At 68.1% G+C, this 18266-nt stretch carries 18 protein-coding genes and 4 tRNA genes; 11 read left to right on the top strand and 11 right to left on the bottom strand.

The window, feature by feature from the left end; translation table 11 throughout:
* Positions 1 to 74 precede the first annotated feature (74 nt).
* The 4 genes from QM568_RS11130 to QM568_RS11115 all read right to left on the bottom strand — a co-directional run bounded on the left by QM568_RS11130 (position 75) and on the right by QM568_RS11115 (position 5260).
* Positions 75 to 2216: a 3-hydroxyacyl-CoA dehydrogenase NAD-binding domain-containing protein gene (locus QM568_RS11130; RefSeq protein WP_415138790.1), complete on the bottom strand. Its 2142-nt coding sequence runs from the start codon at positions 2214 to 2216 to the stop codon at positions 75 to 77.
* Complete coding sequence (locus QM568_RS11125) at positions 2213 to 3418, bottom strand: thiolase family protein (protein ID WP_415138788.1); 1206 nt, start codon at positions 3416 to 3418, stop codon at positions 2213 to 2215. The genes QM568_RS11130 and QM568_RS11125 overlap by 4 nt, the downstream gene beginning before the upstream one ends.
* Positions 3419 to 3492: 74 nt before the next feature.
* Entirely contained in the window at positions 3493 to 4686 is a 1194-nt protein-coding gene (locus QM568_RS11120) for a ribonuclease D (protein WP_415138786.1), read from the bottom strand.
* Positions 4679 to 5260, bottom strand: coding sequence for a DUF3000 domain-containing protein (locus tag QM568_RS11115; RefSeq protein ID WP_415138784.1), 582 nt, complete (start codon positions 5258 to 5260; stop codon positions 4679 to 4681). Before QM568_RS11115 ends, QM568_RS11120 begins: the two co-directional genes overlap by 8 nt.
* A gap of 25 nt (positions 5261 to 5285) precedes the next feature.
* On the opposite strand from QM568_RS11115, the gene QM568_RS11110 reads away from it, so the two are divergent.
* Positions 5286 to 6440 (top strand): alpha/beta hydrolase, encoded by a 1155-nt coding sequence (locus QM568_RS11110; RefSeq protein ID WP_415138782.1) that lies wholly within the window; start codon positions 5286 to 5288, stop codon positions 6438 to 6440.
* Here the strand turns inward: QM568_RS11110 and QM568_RS11105 are convergent.
* Both QM568_RS11105 and QM568_RS11100 read right to left on the bottom strand, forming a co-directional pair.
* Positions 6424 to 6855: a SufE family protein gene (locus QM568_RS11105; protein WP_415138780.1), complete on the bottom strand. Its 432-nt coding sequence runs from the start codon at positions 6853 to 6855 to the stop codon at positions 6424 to 6426. The genes QM568_RS11110 and QM568_RS11105 overlap by 17 nt on opposite strands.
* A gap of 19 nt (positions 6856 to 6874) precedes the next feature.
* Positions 6875 to 7768: a sulfurtransferase gene (locus tag QM568_RS11100; RefSeq protein ID WP_415138778.1), complete on the bottom strand. Its 894-nt coding sequence runs from the start codon at positions 7766 to 7768 to the stop codon at positions 6875 to 6877.
* Between the two features lie 130 nt (positions 7769 to 7898).
* Between QM568_RS11100 and zapE the strand changes: the two genes are divergently transcribed.
* The 3 genes from zapE to QM568_RS11085 all read left to right on the top strand — a co-directional run bounded on the left by zapE (position 7899) and on the right by QM568_RS11085 (position 10967).
* On the top strand, positions 7899 to 8936 hold the full coding sequence (zapE, locus tag QM568_RS11095; RefSeq protein WP_415138776.1) for a cell division protein ZapE: 1038 nt from the start codon (positions 7899 to 7901) through the stop codon (positions 8934 to 8936).
* A gap of 130 nt (positions 8937 to 9066) precedes the next feature.
* Positions 9067 to 10302 (top strand): ammonium transporter, encoded by a 1236-nt coding sequence (locus QM568_RS11090; protein WP_415138774.1) that lies wholly within the window; start codon positions 9067 to 9069, stop codon positions 10300 to 10302.
* Between the two features lie 77 nt (positions 10303 to 10379).
* Positions 10380 to 10967: a type II toxin-antitoxin system PemK/MazF family toxin gene (locus QM568_RS11085; protein WP_415138772.1), complete on the top strand. Its 588-nt coding sequence runs from the start codon at positions 10380 to 10382 to the stop codon at positions 10965 to 10967.
* A 46-nt stretch (positions 10968 to 11013) separates the two neighbouring features.
* On the opposite strand, the gene QM568_RS11080 is transcribed toward QM568_RS11085, so the two are convergent.
* From QM568_RS11080 to QM568_RS11070, 3 genes are all read right to left on the bottom strand, one after another.
* Positions 11014 to 11913 (bottom strand): DUF2262 domain-containing protein, encoded by a 900-nt coding sequence (locus QM568_RS11080; protein ID WP_415138770.1) that lies wholly within the window; start codon positions 11911 to 11913, stop codon positions 11014 to 11016.
* A gap of 198 nt (positions 11914 to 12111) precedes the next feature.
* Positions 12112 to 12510, bottom strand: coding sequence for a RidA family protein (locus QM568_RS11075; RefSeq protein WP_415138768.1), 399 nt, complete (start codon positions 12508 to 12510; stop codon positions 12112 to 12114).
* Positions 12507 to 13088 carry a CGNR zinc finger domain-containing protein gene (locus QM568_RS11070; protein WP_415138766.1) on the bottom strand — a complete coding sequence of 194 codons (582 nt, stop codon included), beginning with the start codon at positions 13086 to 13088 and terminating at the stop codon, positions 12507 to 12509. Before QM568_RS11070 ends, QM568_RS11075 begins: the two co-directional genes overlap by 4 nt.
* Positions 13089 to 13109: 21 nt before the next feature.
* Between QM568_RS11070 and QM568_RS11065 the strand changes: the two genes are divergently transcribed.
* Entirely contained in the window at positions 13110 to 13514 is a 405-nt protein-coding gene (locus QM568_RS11065) for an SRPBCC domain-containing protein (protein WP_415138764.1), read from the top strand.
* 240 nt (positions 13515 to 13754) lie between these two features.
* On the opposite strand, the gene QM568_RS11060 is transcribed toward QM568_RS11065, so the two are convergent.
* A tRNA-Val gene (locus QM568_RS11060) sits at positions 13755 to 13830 on the bottom strand.
* A 156-nt stretch (positions 13831 to 13986) separates the two neighbouring features.
* Between QM568_RS11060 and QM568_RS11055 the strand changes: the two genes are divergently transcribed.
* The 6 genes from QM568_RS11055 (at position 13987) to QM568_RS11030 (ending at position 17375) form a co-directional block, all read left to right on the top strand.
* Positions 13987 to 14059 (top strand) — tRNA-Gly (locus tag QM568_RS11055).
* A gap of 53 nt (positions 14060 to 14112) precedes the next feature.
* Positions 14113 to 14183 (top strand) — tRNA-Cys (locus QM568_RS11050).
* 25 nt (positions 14184 to 14208) lie between these two features.
* Positions 14209 to 14280 (top strand) — tRNA-Val (locus tag QM568_RS11045).
* 132 nt (positions 14281 to 14412) lie between these two features.
* Positions 14413 to 14766 (top strand): YnfA family protein, encoded by a 354-nt coding sequence (locus QM568_RS11040; RefSeq protein WP_415138762.1) that lies wholly within the window; start codon positions 14413 to 14415, stop codon positions 14764 to 14766.
* A gap of 117 nt (positions 14767 to 14883) precedes the next feature.
* A complete protein-coding gene (thrS, locus tag QM568_RS11035; protein ID WP_415138835.1) occupies positions 14884 to 16830 on the top strand; it encodes a threonine--tRNA ligase in 1947 nt (648 codons plus the stop codon).
* Positions 16827 to 17375: an HIT family protein gene (locus QM568_RS11030; RefSeq protein ID WP_415138760.1), complete on the top strand. Its 549-nt coding sequence runs from the start codon at positions 16827 to 16829 to the stop codon at positions 17373 to 17375. The genes thrS and QM568_RS11030 overlap by 4 nt, the downstream gene beginning before the upstream one ends.
* A gap of 15 nt (positions 17376 to 17390) precedes the next feature.
* On the opposite strand, the gene pdxY is transcribed toward QM568_RS11030, so the two are convergent.
* Entirely contained in the window at positions 17391 to 18242 is an 852-nt protein-coding gene (gene pdxY / locus QM568_RS11025) for a pyridoxal kinase PdxY (RefSeq protein ID WP_415138758.1), read from the bottom strand.
* Positions 18243 to 18266 lie beyond the last annotated feature (24 nt).

Below are 18266 nucleotides of genomic sequence, written 5' to 3'. Positions count from 1 at the left end.
GCTCTGGCTCGCGCGATGTCGAAAGCCTCGTCCGCACAGGGTGCTGGGCGGACGAGGCTTTCGGCGGTTGCGGATCAGCGGTTGGCGATGCCGCGGATCTGCGGGGTGTGGAATGACCCGCCGAAGGCGCGCTCTGACGCACCCTCACGGTCCAGGTACGGCGAGGCGCCGCCGTCGATGAAGGGCCAGCCTGCGCCGAGGATGAGGCAGAGATCGATGTCCTCGACCTCGGGGACGACACCCTCGTCGAGCATCAGCTTGATCTCCTGGGCGAGCCCGATCTGCACGCGCTCGAGGATCGTCGCAGCGGATGCCGGTGAGGAACCAACAGCGGACTTCAGCACCTTCTCCGCGGCCTTCGTCCAGCCGACGACGCGCCCGCTCTTGTCCTTCTCCACGACGGCGTCCAGCTCGGCGAGAGCGTGGAAGTTCTCGTTCGCGTAGAAGCGGTCGGGGAAGGCGCGCACCATCGTGTCCTGCACGTGAGCGGCGACCTTCCAGCCCACCAGGTCGATCAGCTGGAAGGGACCCATCGGCAGGCCGAGCGGCGCGAAAGCCTTCTCGACATCGGCCACCGGCGTTCCCTCGTACACCGCGCGGGCCGCCTCGCCCATGACCTTGGCGAGCAGGCGGTTGACGACGAAACCAGGAGCGTCGGCGGTGAGCACCGCGTTCTTGCCGAGCCCCTTCGCGACGACGAAGGCGGTCGACAGCGCCGCATCCGACGTCGACGGCGTCTTCACGATCTCGATGAGCGGCATGGCCGCGACCGGATTGAAGAAGTGGAAGCCGACGAGGCGCTCCGGATGCTCGAGCTTCGAGCCGATCTCCTCAACCGACAGGGACGAGGTGTTGGTGGCGAGGATCGCGTCCTCGGCGACGATCTTCTCGATCTCGCCGAACACCTGCTGCTTGACGCCGACCTCTTCGAAGACGGCCTCGATCACGAAGTCGCAGTCGGCGTAGAGCGACTTGTCGGTTGTCCCGGTGACGAGCGCGCGCAGCTTGTTGGCGGTGTCGGCGTCCAGGCGCCCCTTCTCCTCGAGCTTGCCGATCTCCTCGTGGATGTACGACACGCCCTTGTCGACGCGCGCCTGGTCGATGTCGGTGATGAGCACCGGCACCTGCAGTTTGCGCACGAACAGCAGCGCGAACTGGCTCGCCATGAGACCGGCGCCGATGATGCCGACCTTGGCGACCTTCTTCGCGAGGGCCTTGTCGGGCGCGCCGACCGGACGCTTCGCTCGCTTCTGCACGAGGTCGAACGCGTACATGGACGCCGCGAACTGGTCGCCCGTGACGAGGTCGGCGAGCGCGTCGTCCTCACGGGCGAAGCCCTCGGCCCTGCTGCCGCTCTTCGCCTTGTCGAGGAGGTCGAGCGCGACGTACGGCGCCTTCGGGACGGTGCCGATCTTCGATTCGAGCATGCCGCGCGCGACCTTGACGGCGATGGGCCACTTCGTGAGGCGCTCGATCTTGCCCGGCTCGTTCTTGCGCTCCACCTTCTTGCCGCCGAGGACCGCATCGGCCCAGGCGAGCGAGTTCTCGAGGAAGTTCGCCGCCGGGAAGATCGCGTCGACGATGCCCAGGTCGAACGCCTGCTGCGGCTTCAGCATCCGGTTCTGCTTCAGGGGGTTCGAGATGACGACCTCGAGCGCGTTCTCGATGCCGATGAGGTTCGGCAGGAGGTAGGCGCCGCCCCAGCCCGGGATGATCCCGAGGAACACCTCGGGCAGTGCGATCGCCGCCGCGGACGCGTCGACGGTGCGGTAGGTCGAGTTCAGGGCGATCTCGAGGCCGCCGCCGAGCGCCAGACCGTTCACGAAGGCGAAGGAGGGCACCCCGAGTTCGCCGAGTCCGCCGAGCACCTTGTGTCCGAGTTGCGCGATGAGCTTGGCGTCGTCGCGCGAGCCGACCTTCGTGATGTCGGACAGGTCCGCGCCTGCGGCGAGGATGTACTGCTTGCCGGTGATGCCGACGGCGTGGATCTCTCCCGCGGCGGCACGGGACTTCAGGCCATCGAGGGTCGTTCCGAGCTCGGTGAGGGTCGCCGGCCCCAGGGTGTTCGGTCGCGTGTGGTCGCGGCCGTTGTCGAGGGTGATCAGCGCCAGCACCTTGCCGGAGGGGAGGCGGATGTCGCGCACGGGGGAGTGCGTGACCACCTCGCCCTCGGTGAGCGCCTGGATGGGTGAGAAGTCGACGTCTTCGTAGCTCACTTCTTCTTCTTTCCGTCGTAGTGCGGGTTCTCCCAGATGACAGAGCCGCCCTGGCCGAGACCGACGCACATCGCGGTCAGGCCGTAGCGGACGTCAGGGCGCTCGGCGAACTGCGCGGCGAGCTGGATCATCAGACGAACGCCGGATGCCGCGAGCGGGTGGCCCAGCGCGATGGCGCCGCCCCACTGATTCACGCGGGGGTCGTCGTCGGCGATGCCGAAGTGGTCGAGCAAGGAGATCACCTGGACGGCGAACGCCTCGTTCAGCTCGAAGAGGCCGATGTCGGCGATGGTGAGACCGGCCTTCTTCAGAGCCTTCTCGGTGGACGGGATCGGGCCGATGCCCATGATCTCGGGCTGTACACCGGCGAAGGCGAACGACACCAGGCGCATCTTCGGGGCGAGGCCGAACTCCTTGACGGCGCCGCCGCCGGCGAGCAGTGACATCGTCGCGCCGTCGGTGAGCGGTGACGAGGTGCCGGCGGTGACGCGTCCGTGCGGGCGGAACGGCGTCTTCAGTCCAGCGAGGTCCTCCATCGTGGTCTGCGGGCGACGCCCCTCGTCCTCGGACGCCAGCGCCCAGGCGCCCTCGGCATCCTTCACGGCGACCGGGACGAGATCCGGCTGGATCTTGCCTGCATCGTATGCGGCCTGCACCTTGTGCTGGCTCAGCATGCCGTAGCGGTCAGAGCGCTCCTTGGTGAGGTGCGGGAAGCGGTCGAAGATGCGCTCGGCGGTGACGCCCATGTTCAGGGCTCCGGGGTCGACCATCTTCTCGGCGACGAAGCGCGGGTTGGGGTCGGCGTTGCCGCCGATCGGGTGGTGGCCCATGTGCTCGACACCGCCGGCGAGGGCGAAGTCGTACATGCCGATGCCGATGGACGCGGCCATCGTGGTCACGCTCGTCATCGCGCCGGCGCACATGCGCTCGATCGCGAGTCCCGGCACGGTCTGCGGGAGGCCGGCGAGGATGGCCACCGAGCGTCCGAGGGTGAGCCCCTGGTCGCCGGTCTGACTGGTCGCGGCGATCGCGACGTCGTCGATGCGGTCGGCGGGGACCGCCGGGTTCCGCTCCATCAGGCCGATGGTCGCCTTCACGGCGAGGTCATCAGCGCGGGTGTTCCAGTACATGCCCTTTTCGCCGGCGCGCCCGAACGGGGTGCGCACTCCATCGACGAAGTAGACGTCCGAGATCTCGGCCACTCTGCCTCCAAGTTAATTGCGATGAACTCAGCTTAAGAATGGCCGGGGCGGCGGCGGAATCGGTTGGACTGAATCTACGAATCCGGCGCGGAGGGGTTGTGGGACGACTGCGTGGAGGCTACAAAAGCGTCTGCGATCTTCTGTGCAGTATGTGCAATCTGCCAACGGCGGGCGCCGAGAGCGCTCAGCGCGTCGCCGATCTCCTCGGCAGAGAGGCCGCGCGGCTCCCAGGCCACCCGGCGCAGGTGCTCCGGCGTCAGGAGGTTCTCCGTCGGCATCCCCAGCTCCTCAGCCACCGCCTCCACCACGGGACGCGCGGCCTTCAAGCGGGCGTCAGCCTCTGGATTGCGGTCGGCCCATGCGCGCGGCGGCGGCAGCGCGTCGCTGGGGACGCGCTCGCGGGGCAGGTCATCGCTCGCACGGCCGTCGACGATGGCCTGCCACCAGCGGTCGATCTGCGATCGGCTCGCACGGCCCTGGAAGTCCTTGAGCCCTGCCAGCGCCGCCTTGCTCTGCGGGTCGGCCAGCACAGCGGCGACGAGCGACCGATCGGGCACCAGACGCCCGGGGGAGATGTCCTGCTCCTGCGCGAACGACTCCCGAGCGCGCCACAGCTCCCGCGCGACGGCGAGGTTGCGGGCGCCGCGCACCTGGTGCAGCCCGCTGAGGCGGCGCCATGGATCCTCGCGCGGAGGCTTCGGCGGGCGGCTCAGGGTGGCCGCGAACTCCTCGGCGGCGATCTCCGTCTTGCCCTGTTCTGCGAGTTCGGCGAGCAGCACGTCCTGCACGTCGATGAGGTGCAGCACATCGAGAGCAGCGTAGTCCAGCCACGCAGAAGGCAGCGGCCGGGTCGACCAGTCGGCCGCCGAGTGCTCCTTCTTCAGAGTGATCCCCAGCGTGTCCTCGACCACGGCGGCGAGACCCACCCTCGTGTGGCCGAGCAGACGCGAGGCGAGCTCGGTGTCGAAGATCGTCGCCGGCTCCAACTCCAGCTCGCGCAGCGACGGCAGGTCCTGGCTCGCGGCGTGGAACACCCACTGCGCATCGCCGATCGCGTCCTGCAGCGCGGCGAAGCCGCCGAGCGCGGGAGGATCGAACAGGAAGACGCCGGCGTCGCGTCGGAAGACCTGCACGAGGTAGGCGCGCTGCGAATAGCGGAAGCCGGACGCCCGTTCGACGTCGACGGCCACGGGGCCCGTGCCGGCGGCGAGCGCCGCGCAGGCCGCGAGGAACTCCTCGCGGTCGGAGATCACGGAGTATTCAGTCACGTACGGCCTTTCGCGCACCGAGCACGGCGATGCCCTCGGAACCAGGCGGAAGACCCGCCAGCATTCCGACCAGTTCGGCCCATGCTTCGACATGCGGACGGAACGGGCCGGACGGGGTCCAGGACGCCCGCAATTCTATCTGTGCGCCGTCGCCCTCGGAGGCAAGGCCTCCGAAACCCTTCGACAGGGTCTTCGTCGAGGTGCCGGATGCCGCGCGGTGGCGGGCGCGACGTGACTCCAGCGCGTCCATGAGCCATGACCAGGTGACATCGGCCAGCAGCGGGTCGGTACCGATCTCGGTCTCCAGCGGCGCCTGGGCGAACAGCACGATGCGCCAGGCGCCGTCCCAGGCGGCTGGTTCCTCCGGGTCGTGCAGCAGCACGAAGCGTCCGGTGCCGTAGACGGAATCGCCGGACTCGTCGGGTCGCACGTCGGCGGCGAGGGCGATCGCGCGGGGCGCGAGGCTCTGCGGCGCCGGGATCTCCCGGACGGTGATGTCCGCGCGGAACGCGGTGGCTCGCAGTTCTGCCACGGCGGCTTCGAAGTCGCTCCCGGCGCTGGACTGTCCTGTCACGGCAACAGGCTAGAGTCAGGAAACGATGAAGAGTCTCAGGCACGCCGTTGCGCTCGTTGTCCCTGCGCTCCTGGCCCTCGCAGCGGCGAGCGCCCTGGTGGTGCTCGGCACCGCCCGTCGGGTCGTGAGCATCGGCCGTCGCACGCCGGACGTCGTGATCCGCGCGGTCGACACAGGGGCGCAGACCATCGAACTGCAGCGGACGGCCGACACCGAGCTGCCGGGACGCTACGGGCTGTTCACCACCGGCACCCACGGCTATGTCAAGCTCGGCGCCGTGCTGAGCGCCGACGCCACGACGGTGCGCCGCAAGCTGCTGACGCAGATCGAGCCGGGCGCCAAGGTCGACCGCGAAGCCGCCTTCAGCGGTTGGTACTACTCGGCGCCGAGTGAGCTGCACCTGCCATGGGAGAACGTGCTGATCGGGTCGGCGTCCGGCCCCTGCCCGGCGTGGTTCTTCCCTGCTGAGTCCTCGACCTGGGTCATCCAGGTGCACGGCCGAGGCGGCATGCGCGCCGAGTGCCTGCGGGCCGTTCCTGTGCTGCACGCGGCGGGTCTGCCGAACCTCGTCGTCTCGTACCGCAACGACGGCGAAGCGCCGCGCAGCCGTGCGGGTGCCTACGCGCTGGGGAGCGCTGAATGGCGCGACATCGATGCGGCGATCTCCTACGCGCTTCGCCACGGCGCCGAGAGGGTCATCCTGATGGGATGGTCGATGGGCGGCGCCATCTCGCTGCAGGTCGCAGTGAACTCGGGCTCGCGCGACCGGATCGCGGGGCTGATCCTGGAGTCCCCGGTTGTGGACTGGCGGACCGTGCTGCGGTTCCAGGCGCGGGAGTCGGGTCTGCGGGCGCCGCTGCCCGACCTGGCGATGGGCGCGCTCCAGGTCCCGCTGACGGCCCGGCTCAGCGGTGCCGACGACGCGATCTCCTTCGACCGGCTCGACATGGTCGCCAGGGCCGAGGAACTGGACGTGCCGATCCTCATCCTGCACAGCGACGACGACGGCTTCGTGCCGGCCGACGCGTCGCACGCGCTGCAAGCGGCGAGACCCGATCTCGTGACGATGCCGCATTTCACGGGGGCCCGCCACACCAAGCTCTGGAACTACGACGAAGCGGGATGGTCCGCGGCGATCGACGGCTGGCTGCGCGAGCAGGGCCTCAGCGCTTCTGCGTGACCTGGTTCTTGGCGCGCATCAGCATCCCGGTCATCCCGCCGAGGCGCAACGGCGACACCGCCCGGGTGAGTCCGAGGGTCTGCGGGTAGTCGGAGGGGATCGCGAGGACCTCGTCGGCCGTGAGACCGGTGATCCCCTGGACGAGGATGCTGGCGAAGCCGCGGGTCGTCGGAGCTTCGGCCGGCGCGGTGGCGTGCATCGTCACGAGGTCGTCGTGCACCTCGAGGTGGATGAACACGGGCGACTGGCACTCGGCGACGCGTTCGTACCTCTCCGGGTGCGCGGCGACCTCGTCGGGTGTCGCCGGAAGCTCGTCGGCGAACTCGAGCAGGAGGAGGAGCCGATCGGCCTCGGCGGTGTCGAGGAACGCGTCGCGGATCTCGGCGAGGGAAGCGGGAACGTGGCTGGTGCTCATCCCCGACATTCTCACACGGTCAGAGCGACCCCGGCTCCGTGCCGGTGACGATCGGGACGCGCACGGCGCTTCCCCATTCCGTCCACGATCCGTCGTAGTTGCGGACGTTCTCGAACCCGAGCAGATGCTTCAGCACGAACCACGTGTGACTGGAGCGCTCGCCGATGCGGCAGTAGGCCACGACGTCATCGCCGTCGGTGAGGCCGGCGCCGTCGCGGTAGATGGCATCGAGCTCGGCGCGGGTGCGGAAGCCGCCGTCCTCGGCGACGGCACGGCCCCACGGGACGGACTGCGCGGTGGGAATGTGGCCCGCACGCAGCGCGCCCTCCTCGGGGTAGGCGGGCGCCGTCGTGCGCTCACCGCTGTACTCCTCGGGGGAGCGCACGTCGATGAGCGGGTTGCCGAGGTGGGCGAGGACGTCCTCCTTGTAGGCGCGGATGGCGGAGTCGTCGCGTTCGACGACGGGATACTCCGTCGCGGGGCGGTCGGTGGGCTCCCGGGTGATCTCCCGGCCCTCGGCGATCCAGCGGTCGCGGCCGCCGTCGAGCAGACGCACATCCTCGTGTCCGAAGAGGGAGAACACCCACAGTGCGTAGGCCGCCCACCAGTTGTTCTTGTCTCCGTAGATGACGACGGTGTCGTCGCGGGCGATGCCCTTGCGGCTGAGCAGAGCCGCGAAGCCGGCGCCGTCGACGTAGTCGCGCACGACCGGGTCGTTGAGCTCCGTGTGCCAGTCGACCTTCACGGCCCCAGGGATATGACCCGTCTCGTAGAGGAGCACGTCCTCATCCGATTCGACGACCACGAGACCCGGCGCGCCCAGGTGCGCGGCCAGCCATTCGGTGCTGACGAGGCGGCCGGGCTGCGCGTACTCGGCGAACTTCGGTGAAGACGAATCGAACTCGATGGTCACAGGGGTCTCCTCAGACGGTGAGCAGGCGATGCCGGGCGCTGACGGCGTAGTGTGGAGCCGTCCCTTCGACGATAGATCCCCGCTGCGCACCCGGCACCGGATTCGTAAGACTTCGACACAGGAAAATCCGATGACCGATTCCGCGAGCAGCACCCGCGTCGTGCACCTGACCGATCGCCAGCCGACCGTCACCGGTCCCGAGATGCTGGCGAGCCTCGTTCCGCCGCCGCAGTTCGACGGCGCCACGTTCGAGAGCTACCGCGCCGACGATGCGCATCCCTCGCAGGAGGAGGCGAAGCAGACGCTGGTCCGCTTCGCCGGACGCGGGGCACCGGTCAAGCGCGGCGGGCTGTTCAGCCGGGCGAAGAAGGAACCCGAGATGAAGCCGGGCGTGTACCTCGACGGCGGCTTCGGCGTGGGCAAGACGCACCTGCTCGCCTCGATCTACCACGCGATGCCGGCGCGGCGGAAGTACTTCGGATCGTTCATCGAGTACACGGCGCTCGTCGGTGCGCTCGGCTACAAGAACACCGTCGACCTGCTCAAGGGCGCGGATCTGCTGTGCATCGATGAGTTCGAGCTCGACGACCCCGGCGACACCATGGTGATGACTCGGCTGCTCGGCGAGCTCGTCCCCACCGGTACCAGGCTCGCCGCCACCTCCAACACGCCGCCGAACGCGCTGGGGGAGGGGCGGTTCGCCGCGCAGGACTTCCTCCGCGAGATCCACGCGATGTCGGACAGCTTCCAGACGCTGCGCATCGACGGCGTCGACTTCCGTCAGCGGGCCATCGACGGGCACGCCGTCGTGTCTACTCCGGACGAGTACGAGGCGGCGATCATCGCGGCGCAGGGGGCGACGGCATCCGACGACTCCTTCGGTGAGCTGATCGCGCACCTCGCCCTGGTGCATCCTTCGCGCTATCTCCGGGTGATCGCCGGCGTCGAGCGGATCGGACTGCGCGATGTGCACGTGCTCACGGACCAGTCGGAGGCGCTGCGTTTCGTGGCCTTCGTCGACCGCGTGTACGACGCCCAGATCCCCATCGTCGCCACCGGCGTCGGCCTCGATCAGGTCTTCGCCGAGGAGATGCTCGGCGGAGGCTATCGCAAGAAGTACCTGCGGGCGATCTCGCGCTTGAACGCGCTCACGCACGCTGAGCGCTGACACCGCGCCTCGTAACGCGATGTTCACATGACGGGGCTTTGTGTAACCTCACCGTAACAATCTTCACGATCACCGGAAATCGGCCCTGGCCACACTGAACCTTACAGTTCCCTGAATGTGAGGTTTACCCATGGACGCACCCGGCAACATTTCCTGGGCGATCACAGCAACGGCCCTCGTGCTGCTGATGACCCCCGGTGTCGCCTTCTTCTACGGCGGTCTGGTGAAGGCCAAGAGCGTCGTCAGCATGATGATGATGAGCTTCGGCTCCATCGGACTGGTGGCGGTGCTCTGGATCCTGTTCGGATTCTCGATGAGCGCGGTCGACAGCCCGACGGCCTTCGCCGGCAACCCGTTCGCCGACTTCGGCCTCAGCTCGCTCGCCAGCGGCGAGGGGTCGAACGTCGCCCTGCTCGGCGTCGCCTACGGCGCGACCTTCGCGATCATCACCGTCGCCCTGATCTCCGGCGCCATCGCAGACCGCGCGAAGTTCGGCTCCTGGCTGATCTTCGCCGGTGTCTTCGCCACGCTCGGCTACTTCCCGGTCGCGGCCTGGGTCTGGGGCGGTGGCTGGATCATGAACCTCGGCACCGCCCTGTTCGGTGAGGAGAGCGGCATCGCCGTCATCGACTACGCCGGTGGCACCGCGGTGCACATCAACGCGGGTGCCGCGGCCCTCGCCCTCGCGATCGTCCTCGGCAAGCGCATCGGCTTCCAGAAGGGCATCCTGAAGCCGCACAACGTGCCGCTGACGCTCCTGGGCGCAGCTCTGCTGTGGTTCGGCTGGTTCGGATTCAACGCCGGAGCGGAATGGCTCGCCGAAGACATGGGCGGCGTCGGCCTGATCGGCCTCAACACCCTGGGCGCCACGGCGGCGGCTGTTCTCGGCTGGATCCTCATCGAGCGCATCAAGGACGGCAAGGCGACCTCGGTCGGCGCGGCATCCGGCGCGGTGGCTGGCCTGGTCGCGATCACCCCGGCCTGCGCCAACCTGACGCCCGGCTGGTCGCTGCTGCTCGGCGCTCTCGCCGGCATCATCTGCGCACTCGCGGTCGAGCTGAAGTTCCGCCTCGGCTTCGACGACTCTCTCGATGTGGTCGGCATCCACCTCGTCGGCGGTCTGTTCGGAACCCTGTACCTGGGTCTGTTCGCGACCGGCAGCGGTCTGTTCGTCGGCGGCGACTTCCGTCAGCTGGCGGTGCAGGCGATCGCCGCCTTCGGAGTTCTCATCTACTCCTTCGTCGTCGCCTTCGTCATCGGCATCGCGATCGAGAAGACGATCGGCTTCCGCATCGCGAACGAGGATGAGATCGCCGGCGTTGACCTTGTGGTGCACGGCGAGGAGGGCTACGCGCTCGCGGAGTGACCTCGCACGCTCCACAGGGGCCCGACATCCCAACGGGGGTGCCGGGCCCCTTCGGTGCGCGGCGCTATCGTGAGCGGGTGGCTAGATCGAACGGCATCCTCTCCGCTCTTGTCCAGGTCGTGCGCGCCGTGGTGAGCGCGCAACGGCAGACGTCCGCACCGGCGCAGACGCCAGCGCGCCCCAGGGCGCGCCTTCGTACGAGCGCGGAAGGCGAGACGGATGCCGGTCTAACGGTCACGGCAGGTCGCGATGCGGGTTCTCAGACCGTGCGCATCGATCCAGACGGCATCCGCGATCTGCGCATCGCCTACGCTCCCGATCGCGACGGCGCGCCGGACGCGGGAGAGGTCATCTGGACCTGGGTGCCGTACGAGGAGAACGACGGCCGCGGCAAGGACCGGCCGGTGCTCGTGATCGGACGGCAATCCGCAGATCGCGTCTACGCCGTACGGATGACGAGCAAGGCGCACGATGGCGACCGCGACTACCTCTCGATCGGCAGCGGGGCGTGGGATTCTCAGGGCCGCGAGTCATGGGTCGACATCGAGCAGCTGTACAGCGTGCACGAGAAGGGCCTGCGCCGGGAGGCGGCGGTGCTCGACGCGAAGCGATACGGAAGGGTAGCGAAGGCGCTGCAGGAGCGGTACGGCTGGAAGAGCGCCTGAGGTCCAGACCTCGGCGGCCGCTGCGGCCCGTGCAGTCGGCGCGTCGTCACCCGGCGATGTCCGCGTCGTGCGGCGTCCCGCCCGCATCCGTCTCGAGCACGATCGTGTGCCCCCAGAAGAGATCGTCGTCGTCGAAGCACGCCGTCATCGAGCCATCCGAGGCGATGGCGAGTTCGCTCAGGCGGATGCGCTCGGCGAAGGCCTCGGGGGAGATCTCGGCGAGGGGCTCGTCATCGGACGCTTCCTGCCGCCAGTCGTTCGCGAGCTCGGTGAGCTGCGCGGCGGCGAAGGCGCGCCAGCGTGCATCGATCGTGTCGGCATCCGACAGGCGCCGCTCCAGCGCGCGCAGGGCGACGGCGCAGGTCTCGGAGCCGGTGACGGAGTCGTCGTCCGCGTGCAGCAGCGCCTGCACATCGCTGCCAGCCCATGCCACGACGCCGGAGAACCAGCCGAAGGAGCGCTCGAGCTCGAAGGAGCCGAGGCCGGTCGCGAGCGTGAGGGGTCTGGTCCAGTTGTCGCGGCGGTCGACGAGGGCGGGGACGTGCACATCGCGCTCGATCACCTCGTCGAGCGCGAAATGGTGTGTGAGGTCGGGGATCGGGATGCCGAGCCTGACGAATCTCGCATAGTTCTCGGGATCGGCGGGTGCTGCGCGGCGCACGCGGACCACGTACTGCGTCAGCGGTGCGAGATCGTGGATCCAGGTGCTGTTCGTTCTGTTCGCTCCGTTCGCGTCCTTCGCCACGAGCCAGGACAGGCGCCCCTTCTCGACGATCTCCGCGCCGTCGGCGTCGACGTATCCGAGCAGCCCGACCGACGCTGTCCACAAAGATTCCTCTGGGGACTTCGAACCGTTCGCGCCGTGATCGCCGACGAGCACGGTGATCTCGAACTGCCCTGGATCGTGGCGGTGATCGAACGCTTCGCGATCCTGCTGCTCCGTCATGGTCAGAGCATAGGGAGCGGGCCACGACGGCGATCTCGTCCGGCAGCTTTCGCGTAGAGGCCCGTGCTACCGATCTGCTCGTGCGCAACCTTGGCTGACGCCGAACGCAGGGGAGTGCGGCGGGGATCGGATGCCGAGCCCCGCCGCCTGGCCCATGATTCCCTGTGTCGCCTCGTCTGACTGCCCGGCTTCACGCGGTCATGCTGTTTCGGCGGGGAGCGCGGCTACGGCGTCGATTTCGACAAGCGCGCCCGGCCGGGCGAATCCGATGACTCGCAGCACGGTGATCGCCGTCGGATGCATCCCCCAGGTTTCGGCTGCGGCCGCGAAGGCCTCGCTCACATCGGCTTCGGCGGCGAGGTGGATCGTGAGCTTCGCGACGTTCTCGACGCCTGCACCCGCGGCGCTGAGAACGCTGAGGACGTTTCGGAGTGCGAGTGCGGTTTGTGCCGCAGTTCCCTCGGCGAGCGAACCATCGCTGGCGGTTCCGTTCTGCCCTCCGACGTAGAGCGTGCGCCCCGTCGGGACGAGCGTTCCTTGTGAGAACGCGGGCGAGGTGTGCAGGTCAGCCGGGTTGAGGTGGGTGACGATGGTCATGATCTGATCTCCTTCGTGCGGTTTCGGTGGGTGCGGACTTTGGTGCGATTGCCGCAATGCTGCATGGAGCACCATCGACGGGAGTTCGGGCGTGATCCGTCGAAGAACACGAGGCCGCAGTCGTCTGAGGCGCATCGTCGGATGCGGCTGGGGCCCTGGGCGAAGACATCGACGGCATCGCGGGCGATCGTCGCGAGAGCCCGTGCGACAGTCGCCTGCGCCGGGGCGACGGTGCCTCCGGCAAGGGTGGGGGGTATATCGGGGTGAGCCGCCCAAGAGTTCAGTGCGTCCACCTGAGACGGCGCCGGCGCTGTGTCATCGGCGCGAGCGCGGGCGATCGCCGTGATCGTGCTCCGCAACTCCTTCGCCCTCGACAAGGCGTCGGAGTCGGCGGTGTCCTGGAGCGGGCCGTACCGCTCGACCAGCCAAGCGCTCAGATCGGTCGGGGAGTGCAGCCGCTCCCATGCGGGGTTGTCGTAGCCGAAGTCGCCCGTGTAGGCGAAGTCGAGACAGAGCGCGCCGGAGTCGAAGTGCCAGCGCGCGCCGATGCTGTCGACGAACCATTGACCGGAGACCATGTAACCACTATAACTAGTTTCATGATTGATGCAACAGGACTCACGAAGGACTCCGGCTGGCAGATGGGCGTCCGTCGCACTTTTCCGATCCCTCCCGCGTTCGCCTGGGAGTTCCTGATGGGCGACGGGCTGTCGCTGTGGCTCGGTCGCACCGCACTCGGGCGAGTGCCCGGCGAGGCGTACGTCACCGACGAAGGCGTCCGCGGCGAGCTGCGCAGTCGAAGCGAGGGGCGCAGGGTCCGGTTGACCTGGAAGCCGGGGGAGTGGTCGCACGACGCGACACTGCAGCTCACGGTGCTGCCCGCGGCGACCGGGACGACCATCGCCTTCCACCAGGAGCGGCTTGCGGACGCGGCCGAACGCGAGCAGATGCTCGCGCACTGGACGGCAGTGCTCGATGACATCGGGGCGGCCATCGCGCCGTAGAGCCGGCCGCGATTCATGGCGGACTCGAGTTCGATCGGGGTCAGGCCACCGACGCCTCGAGCCTTCGCGATGTCGGCGAATCGTTGCGGAGTCTTCCCGGCCTTCTCCTCGGTGGTGTTGCGACCGGAGAAGGGATCACACAGCGTGCGCCGGGGCGCGCGATGGCGACAACAGGGGGCGAGGCGGCGGGATGACGGCAGCGAAAAGGCCTCCTGCCAAGCGACAGAAGGCCTCTCCGGGTGGTGGGCGATACCGGACTCGAACCGATGACCTCTTCCGTGTGAAGGAAGCGCGCTACCAACTGCGCCAATCGCCCGTACCTTGCGGGTACGTCAACCGATACTACCCGACGCTCGGAGCCGCCGATGACCAGATCGACGGACACGCGCGAGATTCTCCGCTGGTTTTGACAACGGCCGATCGTCGGCTAATGTTTATCAAGTGCTCGGGGCGGCAAGCCACCGGGAACAACGCGGATGTAGCGCAGTTGGTAGCGCACAACCTTGCCAAGGTTGGGGTCGCGAGTTCGAGTCTCGTCATCCGCTCAAGTGCAGGGGCCTTCTTCGGAAGGCCTTCAGCACGTGGGGTCAATCCACACGGTGGCGTGGCCGAGCGGCTAGGCACCGGCCTGCAAAGCCGTTTACACGGGTTCGAATCCCGTCGCCACCTCACACAAACTGAATAGCCCACTCGGGCGCGATTGGCGCAGCGGTAGCGCGCTTCCCTGACACGGAAGAGGTCACTGGTTCGATCCCAGTATCGCGCACAGACGAGAACCCTCGGCTCAGCCGGGGGTTCTTTTCGTTTCCTTGAAGATGTCTGGGGGGCACCGTTCGACGGCGGAAAGACGGCCGCCCGCTCACCGCCGCCGCGCGGCTGCCTCTGACACACTGTCGTCATGACTGTCCTGCGCATCAGCATCCTCTTCGTCCTCGCCGCCGCAGCGGAGATCGGCGGGGCCTGGCTGATCTGGCAAGCGGTCAAAGAGGATCGCGGATGGCTCTTCGCCGTGCTCGGCGTGATGGCGCTCGGCGCGTACGGATTCATCGCGGCGCTGCAGCCGGACGCGAACTTCGGCCGCGTGCTCGCCTCGTACGGCGGCGTCTTCATCGCCGGCTCCCTCGCCTGGGGCATCATCGTCGACGGCTTTAAACCCACGGCCTGGGACTGGATCGGCTCGGTCATCGCGCTCGTGGGCGCGGCGATCATCATCTTCGCGCCCGCAGCCTCGTCCGCCGAAGCCGGCGCCTGATCGGCCCCGCGGTTCCAGCGAGTAATCTGGAACCGAACCCTGGATGGAGATTCTGTGCCTGTTGACGCCCAGCCGAAAGACGGCTTCGCCCTGTTCCCCGATCGATCCGTCGTCGCGATGCGCGTGAACGGCGTCCTCAAGGACCTCGCCGCCAGCGTGACCGACGCCGACGAGGTCGAGCCGGTCACGATCGACAGCGCCGACGGGCTCAGCATCCTCCGTCACTCCACCGCCCACGTCCTCGCACAGGCGGTGCAGCGGATCAACCCGCAGGCGAACCTCGGCATCGGTCCTCCCGTCACCGACGGCTTCTACTACGACTTCGGCGTCGAGACGCCGTTCACCCCCGAGGACATCAAGGCGATCTCGAAGGAGATGCAGCGCATCGTCCGCGAGGGCCAGCGCTTCGTGCGCCGCGTCGTCACCGACGACGAGGCGCGCGCCGAGCTCGCCGACGAACCGTTCAAGCTCGAGCTCATCGGACTGAAGAGCCCTTCGGCAGGCGCAGGGATTCAAACGGAGATCGCCGAGGGCGCTTCGGTCGAGGTCGGCGAGGGCGAGCTGACGATCTACGACAACACCACGCGCGACGGCGAGGTGGTCTGGAAGGACCTCTGCCGCGGGCCGCACCTGCCGAACACCCGCATGATCGGTAACGGCTGGGATCTCACTCGCATCGCTGCGGCCTACTGGCGCGGCAGCGAGAAGAACCCGCAGCTGCAGCGCATCTACGGCACGGCGTGGCCCTCAAAGGAGGAGCTGCGCGCCTACCAGGAGCGCATCGCCGAAGCCGAGCGCCGCGACCACCGCAAGCTCGGCGCCGAGATGGACCTGTTCTCGTTCCCCGATGAGATCGGGTCGGGACTCGCGGTGTTCCACCCCAAGGGCGGCATCATCCGCTACGAGATCGAGGAGAACCTGCGCAAGCATCTGCTGCGCAACGGCTACGACCTCGTCAACAGCCCGCACATCACGAAGAAGGACCTCTTCATGACGTCGGGCCACCTGCAGACCTATGCCGACGGGATGTTCCCGGCGATGCACCTCGACGAGACCGTCGACGACGAGGGCAACGTCACGCGTCAGGGGCAGGACTACTACCTGAAGCCCATGAACTGCCCGTTCCACAACCTCATCTTCCGCTCGCGCGGACGTTCCTACCGCGAGCTGCCGCTGCGGCTGGCGGAGTTCGGCACCGTGTACCGCTACGAGAAGAGCGGCACGCTGTCCGGGCTAACGCGTGTGCGCGGACTGACGCAGGACGACGCGCACGTCTACGTCGCGCAGGACCAGGTCAAAGAAGAGCTCACGACGAACTTGAACCTCGTGCTCAACCTCTTGCGCGACTACGGTCTGAACGACTTCTACCTCGAGCTGTCGACGAACGAAGAGGGCAACCCGAAGTTCCTCGGTGAGCCGGAGCAGTGGTCGACCGCGATCGACACGCTGCGCGAGGTTGCCATCGCTTCGGGTCTCGAACTCGTCGCCGATCCGGGAGGCGCCGCCTTCTACGGCCCGAAGATCTCGGTGCAGGCGCGCGACGCGATCGGCCGCACCTGGCAGATGTCGACGATCCAGCTCGACTTCAACCAGCCCGACCGCTTCGAGCTCGAGTACACGGGCCCTGACGGACTGAAGCACCGCCCGGTGATGATCCACCGCGCCCTGCTCGGCTCGATCGAGCGCTTCTTCGCGATTCTGCTCGAGCACTACGCCGGCGACTTCCCGCTGTGGCTCGCCCCGAGCCAGGTCGTCGGCATCCCTGTCGCCGAGCAGTACGGCGAGTACCTCGACGAGGTCATCGGGCAGCTGCGCGCCGCAGGGGTGCGGGCGGAGGTCGATCACTCCGACGACCGCATGCAGAAGAAGATCCGCAACCACACGACGGCGAAGGTGCCGTTGATCCTCATCGTCGGCGAGCAGGACCGCACCGCCGGCACCGTCTCCTTCCGCTTCCGTGACGGCACGCAGGAGAACGGCGTGCCCGTGGCGGATGCCGTCAGGCGGATCACCGCGGCCATCGCCGCGCACGCGCTGGTGCTGAAGGCGGGCGATCTCGCGTGACCGATCGGCGCGAGTCGTTGGAGGACGCCGCGCATCTCGTCGGGGTCCCCGACGAGTTCCAGCGGCTGTGGACCCCGCATCGGATGGCGTACATCCAGGCGGGGCCGGAGCCCCTGCGCGAGGAATGCCCCTTCTGCGAAGCGCCGAAGCATGCGGATGCCGATCGGCTGATCGTCGCGCGCGGTAAGACCGCCTATGTGCTGCTGAACCTGTTCCCGTACAACTCCGGTCACCTGCTCGTGTGCCCCTACCGGCACATCGCGACCTACGATCAGGCCACCGCTGAAGAGGTCGCGGAGATCGGCGCACTGACGCAGACGGGCATGCGCGTGCTCAGCCGGGTCTCGCGGTGCGATGGCTTCAACCTCGGCATGAATCAGGGCGCCATCGCCGGTGCGGGCGTCGACGCGCATCTGCACCAGCACATCGTTCCCCGGTGGCAGTCGGACTCGAACTTCTTCCCGATCATCGCCAAGACCAAGGCCCTGCCGCAGCTGCTGGGCGAGGTGCGGGAGACCGTCGCGAACGCCTGGCCGGCGGTCTGATCGCGCTTCGCCCCGTCAGCGCACCTGCTTCGCTTCGAACTGCAAGCGCGGGTTGGCGTAGAACTCCTGCGCCTCGATGAGCGCCAGCTCGCGCTCGCCCGATTCGAGGGTCAGCGAGAGCAGGTCGAAGACGCTCGACGCGGTGCGCTCGAGCGCCGTTTTCGCGCTGCCGGTGGTGACGTAGTGCGCCGTGAACAGCGCCGCGGTCACATCTCCCGAGCCGTTCGCCTTCATCGGCAGTCGCGGGGTCTGCACGATCCAGGCTCCCGACGCATCCGCGACGAGCATCTCGATCGTGCCCTCCGCGCGGTCGGGCCGCTCGACGCTGGTGACGAGCACCGTCTTCGGCCCCATCGCCATCGCGAGGTCCACGGAGGCGAGGGTCGACTCCAGCGTGTCGGGCTCGGTCTCGGTGAGGAAGCCGAGCTCGAACTGGTTCGGCGTGATGATGTCGGCGACCGGCACGACCTTGTCGCGGAGCAGGATCGGGATGGCCGGGGCGACGAAGCATCCGCTCTTCGCGTTCCCCATCACGGGGTCGCAGGCGTAGAGGGCGTCGGGGTTGACGGCCTTGACGCGCGCCACGGCGTCGATGATGACGTCGCCGATGCCCTCGCCACCCTGGTAGCCGCTGAGCACCGCGTCGATCTGGCCGAAGACGCCGCGTTCCTCGATGCCGGTGATGACCTCGGCGACGTCGGACGGAGCGATGAGCGGACCGCGCCACGCCCCGTAGCCGGTGTGGTTAGAGAAGTTCACCGTATAGACCGGGAGCACCTCGACCCCGATGCGTTGCAGCGGGAAGACGGCGGCGGAGTTGCCGACGTGGCCGTAGGCGACGGCGGACTGGATGGAGAGGACCTTCATTCCTCGATCCTTTCGTTGGGGGCG

Origin of the sequence: Microbacterium sp. (assembly GCF_047607465.1) — a bacterium.
Classification (GTDB): Bacteria; Actinomycetota; Actinomycetes; order Actinomycetales; family Microbacteriaceae; genus Microbacterium.
The sequence above is the reverse complement of the archived record's forward strand: the minus strand, read 5'-3'. Positions and strand labels throughout refer to the sequence as shown.

Coding starts and splice junctions, on each gene's coding strand:
- QM568_RS11070 (WP_415138766.1), bottom strand. CDS start 13,088: ATGGTCTCCGGTCAATGGTTCGTCGACAGCATCGGCGCGCGCTGGCAC.
- QM568_RS11065 (WP_415138764.1), top strand. CDS start 13,110: ATGATTGATGCAACAGGACTCACGAAGGACTCCGGCTGGCAGATGGGC.
- QM568_RS11040 (WP_415138762.1), top strand. CDS start 14,413: ATGACTGTCCTGCGCATCAGCATCCTCTTCGTCCTCGCCGCCGCAGCG.
- QM568_RS11105 (WP_415138780.1), bottom strand. CDS start 6,855: ATGAGCACCAGCCACGTTCCCGCTTCCCTCGCCGAGATCCGCGACGCG.
- pdxY (WP_415138758.1), bottom strand. CDS start 18,242: ATGAAGGTCCTCTCCATCCAGTCCGCCGTCGCCTACGGCCACGTCGGC.
- QM568_RS11080 (WP_415138770.1), bottom strand. CDS start 11,913: ATGACGGAGCAGCAGGATCGCGAAGCGTTCGATCACCGCCACGATCCA.
- QM568_RS11075 (WP_415138768.1), bottom strand. CDS start 12,510: ATGACCATCGTCACCCACCTCAACCCGGCTGACCTGCACACCTCGCCC.
- QM568_RS11110 (WP_415138782.1), top strand. CDS start 5,286: ATGAAGAGTCTCAGGCACGCCGTTGCGCTCGTTGTCCCTGCGCTCCTG.
- zapE (WP_415138776.1), top strand. CDS start 7,899: ATGACCGATTCCGCGAGCAGCACCCGCGTCGTGCACCTGACCGATCGC.
- thrS (WP_415138835.1), top strand. CDS start 14,884: ATGCGCGTGAACGGCGTCCTCAAGGACCTCGCCGCCAGCGTGACCGAC.
- QM568_RS11090 (WP_415138774.1), top strand. CDS start 9,067: ATGGACGCACCCGGCAACATTTCCTGGGCGATCACAGCAACGGCCCTC.